Source organism: Vibrio sp. McD22-P3 (assembly GCF_021568915.1).
GTDB lineage: Bacteria > Pseudomonadota > Gammaproteobacteria > Enterobacterales > Vibrionaceae > Vibrio > Vibrio mediterranei.
This window is the reverse complement of the sequence record NZ_JAKGTN010000014.1, coordinates 123,570-139,674: the sequence shown is the minus strand read 5'-3', so window position 1 is coordinate 139,674 and position 16,105 is coordinate 123,570. Positions and strand designations below refer to the sequence as shown.

The 16,105-nt window shown below is 43.5% G+C and carries 17 protein-coding genes; 4 read left to right on the top strand and 13 right to left on the bottom strand.

Going from position 1 to position 16,105, the window contains the following annotated elements:
* The first annotated feature begins 165 nt into the window (after positions 1–165).
* From L2W36_RS17380 to L2W36_RS17365, 4 genes are all read left to right on the top strand, one after another.
* Positions 166–570, top strand: coding sequence for a glycine zipper family protein (locus L2W36_RS17380; protein ID WP_006069422.1), 405 nt, complete (start codon positions 166–168; stop codon positions 568–570).
* A gap of 10 nt (positions 571–580) precedes the next feature.
* Positions 581–901, top strand: coding sequence for a DUF3302 domain-containing protein (locus tag L2W36_RS17375; RefSeq protein ID WP_038227107.1), 321 nt, complete (start codon positions 581–583; stop codon positions 899–901).
* Positions 902–905: 4 nt separating this feature from the next.
* Positions 906–1,901, top strand: a complete 996-nt coding sequence (locus tag L2W36_RS17370; RefSeq protein WP_006069420.1) for an HlyD family secretion protein — start codon at positions 906–908, stop codon at positions 1,899–1,901.
* A gap of 94 nt (positions 1,902–1,995) precedes the next feature.
* Entirely contained in the window at positions 1,996–2,514 is a 519-nt protein-coding gene (locus tag L2W36_RS17365) for an MAPEG family protein (RefSeq protein WP_236110776.1), read from the top strand.
* 83 nt (positions 2,515–2,597) lie between these two features.
* Here the strand turns inward: L2W36_RS17365 and L2W36_RS17360 are convergent, their stop codons facing one another.
* The 13 genes from L2W36_RS17360 to L2W36_RS17300 all read right to left on the bottom strand — a co-directional run bounded on the left by L2W36_RS17360 (position 2,598) and on the right by L2W36_RS17300 (position 16,016).
* Entirely contained in the window at positions 2,598–3,494 is an 897-nt protein-coding gene (locus L2W36_RS17360) for a LysR substrate-binding domain-containing protein (RefSeq protein ID WP_006069418.1), read from the bottom strand.
* Between the two features lie 154 nt (positions 3,495–3,648).
* Positions 3,649–4,185 (bottom strand): hypothetical protein, encoded by a 537-nt coding sequence (locus L2W36_RS17355; protein ID WP_236110775.1) that lies wholly within the window; start codon positions 4,183–4,185, stop codon positions 3,649–3,651.
* Positions 4,178–4,507, bottom strand: coding sequence for an HPF/RaiA family ribosome-associated protein (locus L2W36_RS17350; protein ID WP_031495720.1), 330 nt, complete (start codon positions 4,505–4,507; stop codon positions 4,178–4,180). The genes L2W36_RS17355 and L2W36_RS17350 overlap by 8 nt, the downstream gene beginning before the upstream one ends.
* A 53-nt stretch (positions 4,508–4,560) precedes the next feature.
* Positions 4,561–5,724: a BamA/TamA family outer membrane protein gene (locus L2W36_RS17345; protein ID WP_236110773.1), complete on the bottom strand. Its 1,164-nt coding sequence runs from the start codon at positions 5,722–5,724 to the stop codon at positions 4,561–4,563.
* Positions 5,725–5,783: 59 nt separating this feature from the next.
* Positions 5,784–6,596, bottom strand: a complete 813-nt coding sequence (locus L2W36_RS17340; RefSeq protein ID WP_236110771.1) for a hypothetical protein — start codon at positions 6,594–6,596, stop codon at positions 5,784–5,786.
* Between the two features lie 179 nt (positions 6,597–6,775).
* Complete coding sequence (locus L2W36_RS17335; RefSeq protein WP_038227112.1) at positions 6,776–7,051, bottom strand: nitrogenase-stabilizing/protective protein NifW; 276 nt, start codon at positions 7,049–7,051, stop codon at positions 6,776–6,778.
* Positions 7,052–7,184: 133 nt separating this feature from the next.
* Entirely contained in the window at positions 7,185–8,282 is a 1,098-nt protein-coding gene (locus L2W36_RS17330; RefSeq protein WP_236110768.1) for an alkene reductase, read from the bottom strand.
* Between the two features lie 10 nt (positions 8,283–8,292).
* On the bottom strand, positions 8,293–8,679 hold the full coding sequence (gloA, locus tag L2W36_RS17325; protein ID WP_006069411.1) for a lactoylglutathione lyase: 387 nt from the start codon (positions 8,677–8,679) through the stop codon (positions 8,293–8,295).
* A gap of 210 nt (positions 8,680–8,889) precedes the next feature.
* Entirely contained in the window at positions 8,890–11,061 is a 2,172-nt protein-coding gene (gene katG, locus L2W36_RS17320) for a catalase/peroxidase HPI (protein WP_236110766.1), read from the bottom strand.
* Positions 11,062–11,257: 196 nt separating this feature from the next.
* On the bottom strand, positions 11,258–11,467 hold the full coding sequence (locus L2W36_RS17315; RefSeq protein ID WP_124941309.1) for a hypothetical protein: 210 nt from the start codon (positions 11,465–11,467) through the stop codon (positions 11,258–11,260).
* Between the two features lie 260 nt (positions 11,468–11,727).
* Positions 11,728–12,900, bottom strand: coding sequence for a MerR family transcriptional regulator (locus L2W36_RS17310; RefSeq protein WP_062462062.1), 1,173 nt, complete (start codon positions 12,898–12,900; stop codon positions 11,728–11,730).
* A gap of 137 nt (positions 12,901–13,037) precedes the next feature.
* The gene (locus L2W36_RS17305; RefSeq protein ID WP_236110763.1) at positions 13,038–13,940 is read right to left on the bottom strand and encodes an AraC family transcriptional regulator; all 903 of its coding nucleotides are present in this window, start codon (positions 13,938–13,940) and stop codon (positions 13,038–13,040) included.
* A gap of 3 nt (positions 13,941–13,943) precedes the next feature.
* Complete coding sequence (locus L2W36_RS17300; RefSeq protein WP_236110762.1) at positions 13,944–16,016, bottom strand: ATP-dependent helicase; 2,073 nt, start codon at positions 16,014–16,016, stop codon at positions 13,944–13,946.
* Between the last annotated feature and the right edge of the window lie 89 nt (positions 16,017–16,105).

The window sequence follows — 16,105 nt, the reverse complement described above, 5'->3', positions numbered from 1 at the left end:
TTTTTCTTTATCTAATCATCTTCACTTCCAAACTAGGTAACATAACCTTATGTTATCAAATACCTTTTTCTTAGTTGAATAACACTTAATCCACTATTAACGAACGCTATTTGTTCAACTCTAACGACAGAAATACTATTAGAAAAAACAGTTAGAGAGACCATTATGAACATCAAAAGCAGCCTTTTCATTTTATTTACTGCCATCTATTCAGCGACGTCGTTCGCTAACGTTATTGTCGATACCAAAGGTGTCGATATGGAAAAATACAACGCTGATATGTACGAATGCCAACAACTATCGACCCAGGTTCAAAGCAATCAAGTCGATAGTTTAGGTCGCGACGTTGTGGGAAGCACAGCCCGCACTGCAGCATTAGGCGCAGCAGGTACAGCCATTGCCGGCGGCCACGGTTCTAAAGGCGCCAAAGTTGGTGCAGGGGTTGGTCTGGTAGGTGGCTTACTCCACCACCGTGCTGAAGCACAATACAGTGAAGCCAAATATCAACACGATGTTGATAGTGTCATGAAACAGTGCATGGTTGGCCGTGGCTACAACGTTTTAAACTAAGGGGGAGACTATGAACCTCACTCTAGATTATGCATCACTGGCGATTTTGTTTGTTGTGCTTCTAATCCTGATCTATGGATTGATCATTTTGCACGATATTCCTTATGAGATTGCCAAAAAACGTAATCATCCACATGCCGATGCGATTCATGTTGCTGGTTGGATTAGTTTGTTTTTCCTCCATGTTATGTGGCCTGTGCTTTGGGTATGGGCAACCATGTATGACGGTGATAAACAACAGTGGTTAGGGGCTCGTTCAGCCCATTCCGATAAACAATATCAAGCATTAGTTGAACGCATTGATGCTCTTGAAAAATCAATCAAGGAGTAACGAAATGGAAACGCTCATCATCCTGAGTTACGCAGCACTTTGCGTTATTGTATTTAAAGCTTTTAAAGTGCCTAAAAATAAATGGACGCTAACAACGGCCAGCGTTATTGGGTTATTTATCGTAGGTTGGATCTTTCTCTATATGGCGATGTATCAACCGGTTTCTCGTATGGCTCGTTTATACAGCGTCACGACTCCTATCACATCACAAGTAGAGGGGTTAATTACCGATGTCTATGTGAAAGGCAACCAACAGGTGAAAGCTGGTGATCCACTTTATCAAATCGATAAAACGCCTTTCCAAGATAAAGTGAGCCGTATAGAGAGCGACATTCAACGAACATCTTCTGCCATTGAATTTTATGAATCAGAATTGGTTCGTTACCAGAAACTCGGTAAGAAAGGGTTTTCATCGCAAGAGAATATCGACAATATCGAAACTCAATTGTTGGAACAAAAAGCCAACCAAAGCAAATATCAATCTCAGTTAGAGTTAGCGAAATTTAACTTAGCGAAAACTACTGTAAAAGCGCCTACTGATGGCTACGTAACTCAAGTGGCACTTCGCCCAGGCATGAAAAGCCGTATTGTTCCATTTCAAGGTAATCTAACGTTCGTACATAAAGAAGACAAACAACTATTTGCTGCGTTTAAACAAGCGCCTGCGCGCTATATTAAAGCTGGTTATCCGGCAGAAGTGACCTTTAATACTATTCCAGGTCACGCGTATAAAGCCCATGTGGTACAGGTGAACGATATATTTGCTCAAGGTGCAATCACTCCATCTGGCATCATGAAGTATCCAGAACAGATACCTCATAACGGTAGGATCTTAGTAAAAGTTGAATTGGACAACCCGTCACTTTTGCAAGGTATGCCAATACCTTCAGGCACTGATGCTCATGTTGCGGTTTATTCACCTAAATGGGAGATGTTCAGTATTGTCCGTAAAGTGATTTTAAGAATGCAAAGTTGGCAGAACTGGTTATTTGAAGGTTAACTTTATTATTCAGGGACATATATACCCAACACGACTTCAATCACAAAGAGAGGGCTGTTTTCAGCCCTTCATAATTACATAGAAGGGCGACTTAATGGTACTTTCAACCAAACAGCAAGGCGTAGCCAAAGGCATGGGGCTGGCTTTGTTCCTTTCATTGGCATTCATAGGCTATGCGATTTATTCAAACCCATTGAGTTTTGATGACAATACAAATCGCTTCGAAGTTCTGTCTTACTCGTTTATTCTACCTACGTTATTTCTACTCATATCCATTGGGCGACTAGCTAAACATCGTTTTTTTAGCGCAGAAGATATTGATGGTAGTGGCCTCACTCAAGGCTCACAACAAGCACGTATCTTACAGAGCATCATACAGAACACCCTTGAACAACTTGTCATAGCACTACCCATCTACTTTGCATGGAGTACACTGGCGCCCAGCCTTTGGCTTTCTGCGGTTCCAATATGCTCAGCTCTTTTCCTTTTAGGCCGAATCCTGTTTGCAATTGGCTATAAGCACGGCGCACCAGCACGCTCATTTGGCTTCGCACTAACCTTTTATTCGTCAGCAGTGTTATTGCTAGCCTTACTCACTGCCGTCATTTTCTAACTACTTTTCGTCAGCAATCACACCAAAAAGCGACCACTGTTGGGTCGCTATCTAATTGAGATCTTGTAAAGTTGCTTTACTGTCTACAGGTCAAGCGATGACACTATCGCTTGCCGAAACCACTCATGTCCTTTGTCGTTTTTTTGGGACTGATGCCACGTCATGTAAACCGGAACTTTCTGAGTTTCAAATGGTATTGGAAAGACATTTAGTCCGAGAGACTCTGCAAGCTGTTCCGCTTGCCATTGACCACTGACAGCAAGCCAATCTGTTTGTGCAGCCATAACCAACGCCGTCGCACCAGAGCCCGTGGAATATGCGACTTGTCGTGGCGGTAGCGCGACGTCAATCGCTACAGAGTCCAGTGTATTGGTATTAAGACGTTGAGTTTTCCAAGTAATATGGCTTTCTCTAAGAAAATCCTCCATCGTCAATTCACTTTGTATCCTTGGATGATCTTTACTTACGGTAACCACCAACTCTTGATCAAAGAGTACCTCATTGTGGTAGCCCCTATCCTCTAATGGCACCGTCGCTAATATTACGTCCACACGACGACGCCTCAGGTCGTCGTGTCGGTCTTGCTCATTCAAATGTTCAATGTCTGCCTGTATGGTGACATTCGGTGCATGCACATTTTTATAGCGAACCAAAGGGGGGACAACGATTAGGTCGATGTCTTTATGGCTAGAAATGCGAAAGGTACGTTGGCTTAACTCAGGATCAAAGTCTTGACGTGATTTGGACCCATTCAGCAACAGGCTAAGCGGCTCTTGAATCTCGTTGTGAAGCTCAATAGCAAAATTAGTAGGTACGATGCCTCTTCCCTGACGAATAAATAGCGGGTCTTGATATTCATCTCTAAGCCTATTTAGCGCATGACTGACCGCTGGAGCAGTGATGTTGAGAACTTCGGCCGCTTCGTTAACACTTTTCGACTTAATAACCGCGTCAAAGGTTTTAAGGAGATTTAGATCCATTATTTCCGCTCTATCTGTCTGATTCGCCTAAATTAAACATAGTCCATTCAAATCAAATTACGAATGACTAATTGCGGAAACAAAAAGACAGCTATTAGTTATAGCTGTCTTTACACGTGGTGAGTCAATGATTTCTGTTTATTTGAAGTCAGCATTATGGTGTGGACTGAGGGCTTTTTTCTACTCTATACAAGGTGTCTTCTAACAACGCGATGGTTTCCTTATCGAGCTCTGTTGCCTCATCAAAAAGCCTTACGTATTCCATATTTGCTTCACTTTTTGCTTCCAAAGAAAAGCTAGGATAAAGGTTTAACGAAGAAAGGTAGAGGTCATCAATGACGTTCATGAAAGACTTCGACAAACTTGTCGGCTCATCTGATATACCCATTAATAGTTGCGCGAACTTGCCTGCTGCAGCCTGTTGGCGGTTAATTAGCTCTTTCAAATGAGTCAGTTCTTTATTGGAAGAATCACTTTGCACTAGTTTACTTTCGATGGTACTCAAGCATTGAGCCAATGATGATTTTTGTGCTAGTGATAAATCCAAGTAATGTCCAAGTCGATCATAAGTGACATTGCGCATAGGGAAACCACAACATTGTAGCTCTCCGCGACTTTTGCTGGTAAGCATGACACGTTGACGACAACGACCACACTCCAATAGGTCATAGGTTAAGTTATGGCTACTCATCGTGCTCCACCTCCAATGAATGATCTCTAAGCTCTCTTTTTGCTTTCGTTTTTTGTTTCTGAAGTTTATGCGTCATAGCAGAAAATGCTTCAGCCGCGACATGGTAGAACTCATCACCAGAGTGTTTAACGAAACACCATTGATGCTCAGCGTGAACTTTAAGCTCAACATCATATTGCCCATAAGAGCGGTGGTGGATTATCGAGACGAAAATCTCCGTTGCCTGTGGGTGCACTGCGAATAAATGGTCCGCTTTGGTGACACAATGTGAACGCATGCTTTCCGATAAAACAATGCTTTGTGTGTTAAAATGAATGTTCATGATACTTACCTTTTAAGCTTTGGTTTAATAATAATTACGGTGTTATTTGGATCCTAAAGCCCGGTACCCACTTGAAAATAGAGCGCATTGTCTTCTTCACTTTTCGCGACACCTATTCCTACTTTTAAGCCGTAACGACGAGCGATCAAATAACGAAAGCCCACTCCGTAGGCGTAGTGATTTCCGTCACTAAATAGCTCATTAGTCGCATCGGTAGCAGAACCAACCCCGGCAAATACCGAACTCGACCAGCGGTTTGTGAAGCTATAAGTGACCTGTGATTCGATTGAAGCTGTTGAAGTGCCTTGATATCGATTTCTAGCAATACCTCTAAGCTCGATATCAGGGTACGCCGGAGGAGGCAGCAACCTCTCATCCGTCGATAGAGTGTTGTACTTACCCTTCAATGCCACATTCCATTTTTGACTAACGGGGAAATATTGTGTGCCTTCTGCGGCAAATGTTTGAAAGTCGTAGTCACTACCAAGGTGCTCACTGAATACCATGTACTCCGCTTTATAATCTCCACCTGACGTTGGATATAAGAAGTTGTTTTTGGTGTCATATTCAGCAATCGCCCCCAGACCTGATACCGTCGGCGTCATATTCAACCACCGATTAGCCACCTGATTCGCTTTGCTTGGTTCCACAATACTCAGTTCTGGGGAAACGAACTTTTGACTCACACCAAGTAAGACGGGTGATTTACCCACTCGAAACTGCAACTTCTGGATAACACCATATCCATTCATGCCCATTTCAAAACCTGATGCGTCATCTTTCGCAAACGGAGCATAGAAATTCATATGAATGTCACCATAAAAGGCGCCGCCTAAATAGCGAATGCTGTCTTTGTTCCAGGTATGCCTATGACCGATAAAACCCGCCCACGTACCATTTTGAGTACCAAACGCCCCTGCAACGGTAATCGCTGGAGTAAGAAGCTTGGCTCCACCATCAAGTGACTTTAGGGCTAATTCTTTACGCTTCTTTTTTTGAGCATCAGATTCATGCAAGAATACTCCCATCATTCCACCGCCATACCCCACCGCAGGTTCAGTGATCAGAATGGGCACAGGGAGGAAGCCATACGCGTTTTCCGCTAAGTAGTCTCCCATGTCCAACTGACCATCAATTGGGTCTGTGAAAGATGTAGCTTGAGCACTAGTACCAATTAGCGTTAGTGAGAGTAAAAATAAAGAATTAGCGAGTTTCATTGGAGCCTACTTAAACAATCTTCTTAACTTACTTAGTGGACGTTCTCAAAACGACTCGACTAAAACTGATAGTTGAACTCGACACGTTGATCACCATCGAAATAGGATTGATCGTGCGTCCAGTTAGCAAAGTAACGAACGTTAAAACGTGGAGTGAACTGGTAAGAAACTGCAAACTCATTAGTAAAAACAGAACCTGCATCCGTCCAAGCTTGCGAGCCCGCTAAAGGCGTGACCCACATTGGGTTATAGTTAACCCACAACTTGTCTGTAATTGAATATTTGCTATAGCCACCAACAACGGCATAGACGCCAGGTAAGGTATATCCGATGTATTGATCGTCTGGGTTCACTTGACCTGAAGATACCTGTTCAACTTTATCACCAGTAAACTTGCCGTTTTTGACCTGAACGCCGACACCAGCTAATGGATAAAGTTGTAACCCACCCCATTTAGGTAGCGCTTGGATAAAACTATAAGAGGTGTTCAATGCTTCTTGTTCGACGTTGTAATTCAAATCAATTTGTCGACCAAGACCGTTTGTCGTGTTAATGGTGAAATTACGGAAACGAACTGAGTCGACAGAATCATCGCGTTCTGAGGTACCAGACCAACCTAATGAGCTACCGGCAAAGCTTTTAATCTCCAATACGTTCATAGCCATCGTGTCGTCATTCCCGGTGTCATAAGCTCGACCGATTTTTACGTTTAAGCCTTTATCCGTCAGCCCTGCTCCCGCTTGTGTGTACACTGCTAAAGGGTCAGACATGTCTTGTACACCATCGCTTGCGTTAGCAGCGACCGCGTTTGAAACAAAGCCAGACATTAGCGTTGTCATAACAAGGGTGGAAAGAAGGTTTTTTGATTTCATCGGATAAATTCTCGTAGTGATTAACTGTTGATGAGAATCTTAAGGATTAGCCGATATATGATCGATGGAGGAGAGTTTAATAGTGGATTTAGTCTGGTTTAATCAATATTAAAATCAACTAAAACACTTTACTATCAGCGATTTAGCTTTGTTACATTCGGAAGGATTACAAATGATTATTATCGTCTGATGCAGGAAGTACATCCACGACAAGCTGAACGAGTATGTGGATCGAGTCGTCCCCTTTGAACTTTGCAGTAGGCATTGCGAAGGACTCGTCTTGCGGCAAACCAGTCTTCTGGCTTTTGCATAATCAAGTAGCCATTGAACCGTTTTAATAAAGGTAAGCGATACTCTTCGACAAATTTACTGTCAAACTCAACCTCAAAGTACTCGAACACCTGCTCGATAGCGGTAAATTCGGTAAGCTTGCTTTGAATGTCAGTGAAACTCATCGGTCCTAGGTCTACAAAAATTAATACAAATGAACAGGCAAAGGATTGTACTAAAGCTGCGTTTGGTTGTCACAAAAGTAAAAAAGCCCAAAGCACTTCTCGGCGTTTTGGGCTTAAATACAACAAATAACAATTACGCGTGGTACTCTGGGTAATCTAATAAGCCCACTTCGTTACCACCAAACAAAGTATTTGGATTATGCGCTGCTAGCGGATAACCGTGTTCTAGGCGACTCGGTAAGTCAGGGTTGGCGATAAACGGACGACCAAAACCTACCATATCAGTAATACCGTCAGACAGTGCTTTTTCGGCTTTCTCTTGGTTGTAGCGACCAGCGTAAATGATCGTACCTTGGTACGCTTCTCTTACTGCGGTTTTAAATTCCGCTGGTGTGTCTGGGGCATCATCCCAATCGACTTCTGCAATGTGCATATAGACTACGTGGTGTTTTTCCAATACGCGAGCCGCAGCAGTGTAAGTATCAATTGGCGTTTTATCGACTGTGCCGTTAAGTGAAGTAAATGGCGCAAGACGAACACCTACTTTGTCGGCACCAATCGCATCTACGACAGCTGCGACGACTTCATCTAAAAAGCGAAGACGATTTTCGATTGGACCACCGTATTCGTCATCACGGTTGTTTGCTTCAGAGTCAATAAATTGGTTGATTAAATAGCCGTTTGCACCATGCAATTCGATACCATCAAAACCAGCCTCGATCGCATTCAGTGCTGCTTGACGGTATTGACCAATGACTTCTTGAATATCTTCTTTTGTCATCGCACGAGGCTCGACCACATCAACAAAGCCAGGTTCGTTCGAGCCATTATCCACAAATACTTTTACGTTTTCAGCTTTTAGAGCCGAAGATGAGATAGGCTGCTTGCCACCAATATTGTCTGGATGTGTGACACGACCAACGTGCCAAAGCTGAGCAAAGATAGCTCCGTCTTTTGCGTGTACGGCATCTGTGACTTTTTTCCAACCCGCGATTTGCTCGTCTGAATAAATACCAGGAGTCCAAGCATAACCTTGTCCCATTGGTGAAATTTGTGTGCCTTCGGCAACGATTAAACCAGCAGACGCGCGCTGTGCGTAGTATTCGGCCATCATATCGTTAGCAGAGTTACCAGGTTGAGTCGCACGAGAGCGAGTCATAGGTGGCATTACGATGCGGTTTTTTAGTGTTAATGAACCAAGCTGAATTGGTTGAAACATTGAATCTGTCATTGCGATACCCCTATTTGCTCGTTTGAATAAGCTCGATTGAATAGCCGTCTGGATCTTTAACAAAAGCGATGTGCGTTTCGCCACCTTTCATAGGACCAGGAGCGCGAGTAATGTTGCCACCAAGTTGCTCAATACGCTCACACGCTGCATAAATGTCCTCACAACCAATCGCAATATGTCCCCAGGCGTTACCTTGGTCATAGTTGTCTGTATCCCAGTTGTAAGTTAACTCAATAGTCGAACCTGCATCTTGACCTTCGTAGCCCACGAAGACTAGCGTATAGCGATACTCTTCATTTTCGAAACGATCCAACATTTTCATGCCTAGCACTTCAGAATAAAACTTGATGGACTTTTCTAAGTCCACGACTCGAATCATGGTGTGTAAAACTTTCATGTAACCCCTCGGCAGAACTCTTGTCAGCGCAGTAAAACAAGCCAACAGCGTTAAATGGTTATTTCCAACTGACGCTAGAGTAAGGCAAATGGGAAAGTAGGTGAAATTATCTAATATTATAATTTTGATAATTTTTTGGAATGATTAAGGGGATAGAAAAAGTGAGAAAAGAAAGTGGCCTTGCACATTAGCAAGGCCACATTCTCTTGGTTATTTCAAATCAAAACGGTCAGCATTCATTACCTTAGTCCACGCAGCAACAAAGTCAGTCACAAACTTATCTTTGTTATCATCTTGCGCATAGACTTCAGCATACGCTCTTAGTATCGAGTTAGAACCGAATACAAGGTCAGCACGCGTCGCAGTCCATTTCACGACACCATTAGAACGATGCACGATATCATAAGAGTTTCGGCCTGTTGGTTTCCACTGATAGTTCATGTCTGTAAGATTAACGAAGAAGTCGTTGCTCAACACTCCAACACGCTCAGTGAAGACACCGTGGGCACTGCCGTTATAGTTAGTCCCTAACACACGCATCCCACCGATGAGAACTGTCATCTCTGGTGCGGTTAGCCCCATCAATTGAGCGCGGTCTAACAACATCTCTTCCGGTGTTGCAGCATAATGCTGTTTTTGCCAGTTTCGGAAACCATCTGCAAGAGGTTCTAGAACTTCAAAAGATTCGACGTCAGTTTGCTCTATGGTTGCGTCACCTCGACCTGGAGCGAACGGTACGTTCACATTGAACCCAGCAAGTTTTGCTGCTTGCTCTACACCCACATTACCCGCTAACACAATCACATCAGCAACACTTGCGCCAGTATCGGCAGCGATACGCTCAAGAACAGGCAAAACCTTATTCAGTTTCTCTGGTTCATTTCCTAACCAGGTACGCTGTGGCTCTAGACGGATTCGAGCCCCATTAGCCCCGCCACGTTTATCTGACTGGCGATATGTACGTGCACTATCCCAAGCCGTTGTAATCATTTCCGTTGCACTTAAATCTGACGCTAAGATTTTTTCTTTTACGTCTTCAATATCATAATCCGTTGAACCTGCAGGAACAGGATCTTGCCAAATTAGTGCTTCAGTTGGCGCTTCTGGACCAATGTAAACTGATGATGGTCCCATATCACGGTGGAGTAACTTAAACCAAGCGCGAGCGAACACCTCTGAGAACTGCTCTGGATTATTGTAAAAGCGTTCAGAGATCTTACGATATTCTGGGTCCACTTTTAGCGCCATATCGGCATCAGTCATCATAGGATTGTATCGGATGCTTGCATCTTCTACGTCTACCGGCTTATTTACCTCATCAATCGCAACAGGTTCCCATTGCGATGCGCCTGCTGGGCTCTTAGTCAATTGCCACTCATGTGATAACAACATTTCGAAGAAACCGTTATCCCACTGAGTTGGATGTGTAGTCCAAGCGCCCTCAATGCCACTAGTTACAGTATTACGACCGATACCACGAGACTGATGGTTGTTCCAACCTAAACCTTGCTCAGAGATATCCGCTCCTTCTGGAGATTCACCAAGTTCGGCAGCGTTACCGTTACCGTGTGCTTTACCAACTGTATGACCACCAGCCGTCAGGGCCACGGTTTCTTCGTCATTCATTCCCATTCGAGCAAAAGTGACTCGCATATCCTGAGCGGTTTTGAGTGGATCTGGTTGACCATCAACACCTTCAGGGTTCACGTAGATAAGGCCCATCATGACCGCAGCTAATGGGTTTTCTAAATCTCTATCACCAGAATATCGACTGTTTTCACCTTTACTGTCTTGAAGCCATTCTTTTTCAGCGCCCCAGTAAATATCTTTCTCTGGCGACCAGATATCTTCACGACCAAATGCGAAACCGTAGGTTTTTAGTCCCATCGATTCGTAAGCAATATTACCCGCATAAACGATAAGATCAGCCCAGCTAATTTTGTTGCCATACTTTTGCTTAATTGGCCAAAGAAGGCGACGTGCTTTATCTAAGTTTGCGTTATCTGGCCAAGAGTTTAGGGGGGCAAATCTTTGGTTACCCGTACTCGCACCACCTCGGCCATCGCCAATTCGATAAGAGCCGGCTGAATGCCATGCCATGCGAATCATTAAACCACCGTAATGGCCCCAATCAGCCGGCCACCATTCTTGGCTATCGGTCATTAATGCTGTTACGTCTTGCTTCAATGCGTCAAAATCCAACGTTTTTACCGCTTCACGATAATCAAACGCTTGTCCTAGAGGATTCGTTTTAGCATCGTGCTGATGCAAAATATCTAAGTTAAGTGCATTGGGCCACCATGCAACATTAGAACCTTCTGAAGAGGTAACTGCTCCATGCATAACTGGACATTTGCCAGTAGCTGTATTTTCTTGCTTCATAATATTTCACCGATTTTATTTATAACTTTTGACGATTACGACAAGCACACTATTTTTAAATAAGCGAAGCCAAGCATTTACCCAGCTTCAACTGTGGATTTATTAGTAATTAATATTTCATTACACCGAATTCAATCAAATATTAACTACCTAAATATAAACAATGTGACCATCCATTTATTAGTAGAGGTTTGAGTTACACCGCTATAATATAGTCACTATCATAATCCCAGTGACCATAGACTTCCGTTTCAAATCTCTTCCGTTCGTTGTTGTCGTCAGTTAAACGTCCAACGCTTTTTCGATTGTTATGCTCGAACGTGCCTTGGTTGTAGTTCTCCGTCCGAACAACACTCTTAACTCCAAATGAGCTAAAAACCATATCACTATAAGGGTTCGCTTTCATGAAACACCTCCTTTGCCGTTACTAAGCAAACTATAGTGCGCTCCAGCCGTTTACACCATTGGGCTTATCCTATTTCTAGGATAGGGAAAACCTATCGATGCGTTAACTACTAAAGTTATATTCAATATAAGTAGATTTTTTAAAAATGAAATATAAAAAGGCAGATAAGAATCTTGCACGTTTTAAAGCAAAACATGCAAGATTATTGGGAGAGTGGTGAAGGTAACTAAAATACGCTATTAGCTTATTGCTAATAAAGATTAATTACTCTTTTTTAGAAGGAATAAATGGTAGCCAAACTCATCAGAATATTGAGTACAAATATGGACTTCGTGTTGAATATCTTTCCATGCGGGTCTATTGGACATTTCGGACGTCATTTCAACAACTCGTTCACCCAATGGACCATAATAGTTCATCCACCCAGATTGACTCAGCGCGAAGTTATCGATCACTTCATAACCTGCCTTTTTCATTTGCGCTAACCGTGTCTCAACAAGTTGAATGTCTGGGTATTCATGGCTCCAAAACTGTTTCGATTCGTCACTCGGTGATGTCGTTTTCCATACCATGTCGCTCACCATCAGATAGCCTTCTTGTTTCAACAAAGGTTTCCAATCCATTAGAGCCTTTTCGATTCCCATGATGTAAGCGCTTCCTTCTGCCCAGATCAATTCAAAGCTCTGTTTGTCGAATGGTAGCTCGGTCATGCTCGCAGTAACTGTCTTGAGCCTGTCTTGCCATCCTTGCTCAGCAAAACGTTCAGAAAGACGTTCGAGCGCTGTCGACTCATTATCAACAGCAGTGATAACTGCATTACTTTGCTCTGCCAGTACTTTTGTGGCTAGACCTTTACCACAACCAATTTCAAGGATATTTCGTGGCGTCGTCGGTAGTAAATTCAGTGCCTTTGCAGTGTCCTCTTCACTACCTGGCCCCCAGCGTTCTAATGTCTGGAAAACCTTCATAAAATCGGACATGTATTCGTCGTGTTCGTTCATATCTTTTGATAACCATTTCAAGTGCAAGGCGTCTTTTTCGCTAAACCCTTGCTTAATTAACCAATCCAAGTGAGCATCAGGAGCCAGTTTGTCCAAATCACCATGCCAAGCTTTAAGGTCACCTTCCCCAAGTAACGCCGCGAGTAATTGCAACGACTGCTGTTTTTGCTCAATTTCTTGTTGTAGGACTTGCAGTCGGTTCTTGAGTAGCTCTCGATCCACCTTAGCTTCTAAGCAGGCCTTACACTCTTTAAGTGTCAATCCACCTGCCTGCAACTTCTGAATCAAACGGACTCGCTGTACATCTTTATCGCTGTAAACACGATAGCCGTTTTCTAGTCGTCTACCTGAAATCAGCTTTTGCTTTTCATAGTAAAGTAAAGCCGTTCGTGACAAGCCGACCATTGCTGCTAACTCTGAGATTCGATACAAATCCAATGCCTCTATCTGTCTAGATGATTAACCACTTTAAACTATAAAGTTATAGACAGGTCAATGAGGAAAGTGAAGAAAAAAGACGGGAGACACGAACTGTTCACACTGCTGTCCGTGCCTTTTTACAAATGACGTTATGCTTTGATTGCAGTACAGAAACTCACATCTGCTGTATTCGTTTCCAGATTATAGGAATGGTAAAGTTCGAAACAGGGCCTATCGTCACTATCAAGCTGCTGTTCAACAACTTGCCCCATCAGCTCTTCCCACGCAGGTCCATATTGCGACTTTTCAGTAATCGTTTTGCGAATACAAGCGTATTTACCGCCATCAAATGACATCAACTCGACACCGTTAGATACGTCTACAGTTGACTCAACCACCAAACAAATATCGGTTCGGCATTTATCTGCTGGGGTGATCTCTGGGTTATCATGATAAACGAAGATACTGGTGTTCCCAGCTAGACCTTTTGGGCCTGCCCATGTGTAAAGTGTATCGATTGCAGGTTCATAGTTTTCTCCGTATGGGCCAGTCACTCGCACGTAAGCTAATTGACCAGATTCAAAAGTTTTAATATCCATCATTGTGCTCCATGTTTTTGATTCGGCTTCAGTATAGGGGTCGGCTTCGCCATTCTCGTGTCCATTATTGCGAAGCTTGTGTCCAATCTTGCTGTTTCGCATCAAGCAGCCGTACTCCTCCATATCACGGCAATTGCGAATGTCCGTTGGCGTGATTCCAAAGTACTTTTTAAAGGCTTTTGCCAAGCTTTGAGAGCTCGCGAAGCCACTATCTAATGCCACCGTGGTGATGTCTGGTTTGTTATAGAACAGCTCGTTAGCGGCTTGTTCTAGTCTCAATCGACGAATAAAGTCGTTCAGCGTCTCTCCTACCACTGCTTTGAATATTCGATGGAAATGGTACGGTGACAAATGTGCTTTCTCTGCTACCTGTACCAAATTTGTAGGATTGTCATAGTGACTTTCTAGATAACGAATTACCGGTCGTAGTCGTTTGTGGTAGTCAGTCTTCATCGCCTAGTCCTTCCACATTCCAAGTACGGTTTTACGGATATCGGTAATCGCTTTCGCAGCGATTTTTTTATCCTGAGCATCCGGTGCTATTTTCGGATAGTGCACTCGGTTTAAGTGTTCACACAACGAGTCCGTCATAAAACGGCTCTTGCCTCCATACACATGCTTATCACCCCAACTCTGTTGCTCAGGTACCCAATATTTCATCGGCTGCATGAGATGCAGTTCTTGCTTAGCACGCGTCATGGCTACATACAGTAAGCGTCTTTCTTCTTCTAACGCTCGTTTGTCGCCCACTGCATATTCATTAGGGAAGTTGCCATCAGCGACATTGAGAACATAAACATTTTGCCACTCTTGCCCTTTCGCACTGTGTACCGTGGAGAGAATTAAAAAGTCATCATCGATTTTAGGGTTGCTTGCTAAATCACCAGTCGACTGCGGTGGGTCAAGAGTCAACTCAGTCAAGAACCGTTCACGCGTACTGTACTGACCGGAAATCATTACAAGCTGCTCGACATCACCCCAACGAACAAAATGGTCATCGTAATTCAGTTCTAATAATGGGCTATAGAGAGTTGCAAGAAGGCTCAATTGTTCTGCCCACGGTACAGCGTTACTGTTTATCGTGAGTAGAGATTCGACTAACGTTTTAAACTCCGCTCTTGCTGAGAACGGAACTTTACAGTCAGATAGTGCACTGAACTGATATTGATGCGCCTTTAAATGCTCGATGATATTGTTAGCGGTTTTCGGGCCAATACCAGCAAGCAATTTCAACACTCGAAAAGCAGATATGGTGTGTTTTGGATTATCAGCCCAGCGAAGAATAGAAAGAAGATCTTTAACATGAGCAGCTTCAAGAAACTTCAGGCCACCATGCTTAACATAAGGAATGTCACGGCGCGTTAACTCAAGTTCCAATCTGTCACTATGATAGCTAGAGCGAAACAGCACAGCTTGTCGTTTCAACTCAATGCCCTCTTCCCTCGCTCTTAGAATAGATTCAACGATATATTCCGCTTGCTTAGCGTCATCTTCCACTGTGACAAGTTGAGGCTTAGGCCCTTGTTTTCGCTCCGAATGTAGCTCAACTTTATAACCTTCTTGTCCTTCATTAAGTAGTTGATTGGATAAATCCAAAATACCTTGATGTGAGCGATAGTTGGTTGTGAGCGTAATGACTTTTGCAGGCGGAGAAAACTGTTGTGGAAATTCCAGAATGTTGTCGACACTCGCCGCTCGGAAGCCGTAGATGGATTGCGCATCATCACCGACCACGGTTAACCCTCTTCCATCAGGAAAGAAGGCTTTGAGCATGCCCGCCTGAAGTAAGTTGGTATCTTGGTATTCATCGACCAATATGAAATCGAATTGAGCTCGCACTTTATTTGCTATCTCTGGCACTTGAGCCATATGGAAGCAGTAAAGTAACAAATCATCGTAATCTAAACAGAATTGTTCCGCTTTCTGCTCCGCATACTGAGCAAACAAGATCTTGAGTTCAGAGCTCCACTCTACACAATGTGGGAAATATTGCGCGACAACCTCTTCGACAGCAGTTTGGCTATTCACGCAACGAGAATATATTTCTAAACAGGTTTTCTTTTTTGGAAAACGTCTATCGGTATTGGTAAAGCCAAGCTCAAACCGCAGCACATCCAACATATCCGCTGCGTCATTTCTATCCATAATGGTGAAATCACTTTCGAGGCCGATAAGGGCAGCATGTTCACGCAACAATCTTGCGGCGATAGAATGAAAAGTCCCCATCCAATCAAGCTTGACTGGGTGATATTGTTTACGCTGCTCATTAAGCTGCTGCTCTGCAATTCGATTCGCGCGAGAAGCCAGCTCAGCAGACGCCCTGCGAGCAAACGTCACCAACAAGATTTTCTCTGGCGGTACACCTTGAACTAATAGCTGAGCCGTTTTGTGAGCCAAGGTATTGGTCTTGCCCGTTCCCGCGCCAGCAATAATAAGTAGCGGTGAGTGGTTACTCGTATTGCCTGATTTTGGCATACCAAAATCGACGGCGAGCTGTTGTTGGTGATTAAGAGTGATGGGTTGTGCCATGGTGTGCTCATCTAACTATCTTGGACAGTATAAGATTAGCATGGATACTGTTTTTATATACAGTAAAATTATAAGTATGCGATCTATGT

Bases quoted from the DNA above. Each gene is read 5' to 3' on its own strand.
- L2W36_RS17380 (WP_006069422.1), top strand. From the start codon at position 166: ATGAACATCAAAAGCAGCCTTTTCATTTTATTTACTGCCATCTATTCA.
- L2W36_RS17375 (WP_038227107.1), top strand. From the start codon at position 581: ATGAACCTCACTCTAGATTATGCATCACTGGCGATTTTGTTTGTTGTG.
- L2W36_RS17370 (WP_006069420.1), top strand. From the start codon at position 906: ATGGAAACGCTCATCATCCTGAGTTACGCAGCACTTTGCGTTATTGTA.
- L2W36_RS17365 (WP_236110776.1), top strand. From the start codon at position 1,996: ATGGTACTTTCAACCAAACAGCAAGGCGTAGCCAAAGGCATGGGGCTG.
- L2W36_RS17360 (WP_006069418.1), bottom strand. From the start codon at position 3,494: ATGGATCTAAATCTCCTTAAAACCTTTGACGCGGTTATTAAGTCGAAA.
- L2W36_RS17355 (WP_236110775.1), bottom strand. From the start codon at position 4,185: ATGAGTAGCCATAACTTAACCTATGACCTATTGGAGTGTGGTCGTTGT.
- L2W36_RS17350 (WP_031495720.1), bottom strand. From the start codon at position 4,507: ATGAACATTCATTTTAACACACAAAGCATTGTTTTATCGGAAAGCATG.
- L2W36_RS17345 (WP_236110773.1), bottom strand. From the start codon at position 5,724: ATGAAACTCGCTAATTCTTTATTTTTACTCTCACTAACGCTAATTGGT.
- L2W36_RS17340 (WP_236110771.1), bottom strand. From the start codon at position 6,596: ATGAAATCAAAAAACCTTCTTTCCACCCTTGTTATGACAACGCTAATG.
- L2W36_RS17335 (WP_038227112.1), bottom strand. From the start codon at position 7,051: ATGAGTTTCACTGACATTCAAAGCAAGCTTACCGAATTTACCGCTATC.
- L2W36_RS17330 (WP_236110768.1), bottom strand. From the start codon at position 8,282: ATGACAGATTCAATGTTTCAACCAATTCAGCTTGGTTCATTAACACTA.
- gloA (WP_006069411.1), bottom strand. From the start codon at position 8,679: ATGAAAGTTTTACACACCATGATTCGAGTCGTGGACTTAGAAAAGTCC.
- katG (WP_236110766.1), bottom strand. From the start codon at position 11,061: ATGAAGCAAGAAAATACAGCTACTGGCAAATGTCCAGTTATGCATGGA.
- L2W36_RS17315 (WP_124941309.1), bottom strand. From the start codon at position 11,467: ATGAAAGCGAACCCTTATAGTGATATGGTTTTTAGCTCATTTGGAGTT.
- L2W36_RS17305 (WP_236110763.1), bottom strand. From the start codon at position 13,940: ATGAAGACTGACTACCACAAACGACTACGACCGGTAATTCGTTATCTA.
- L2W36_RS17300 (WP_236110762.1), bottom strand. From the start codon at position 16,016: ATGGCACAACCCATCACTCTTAATCACCAACAACAGCTCGCCGTCGAT.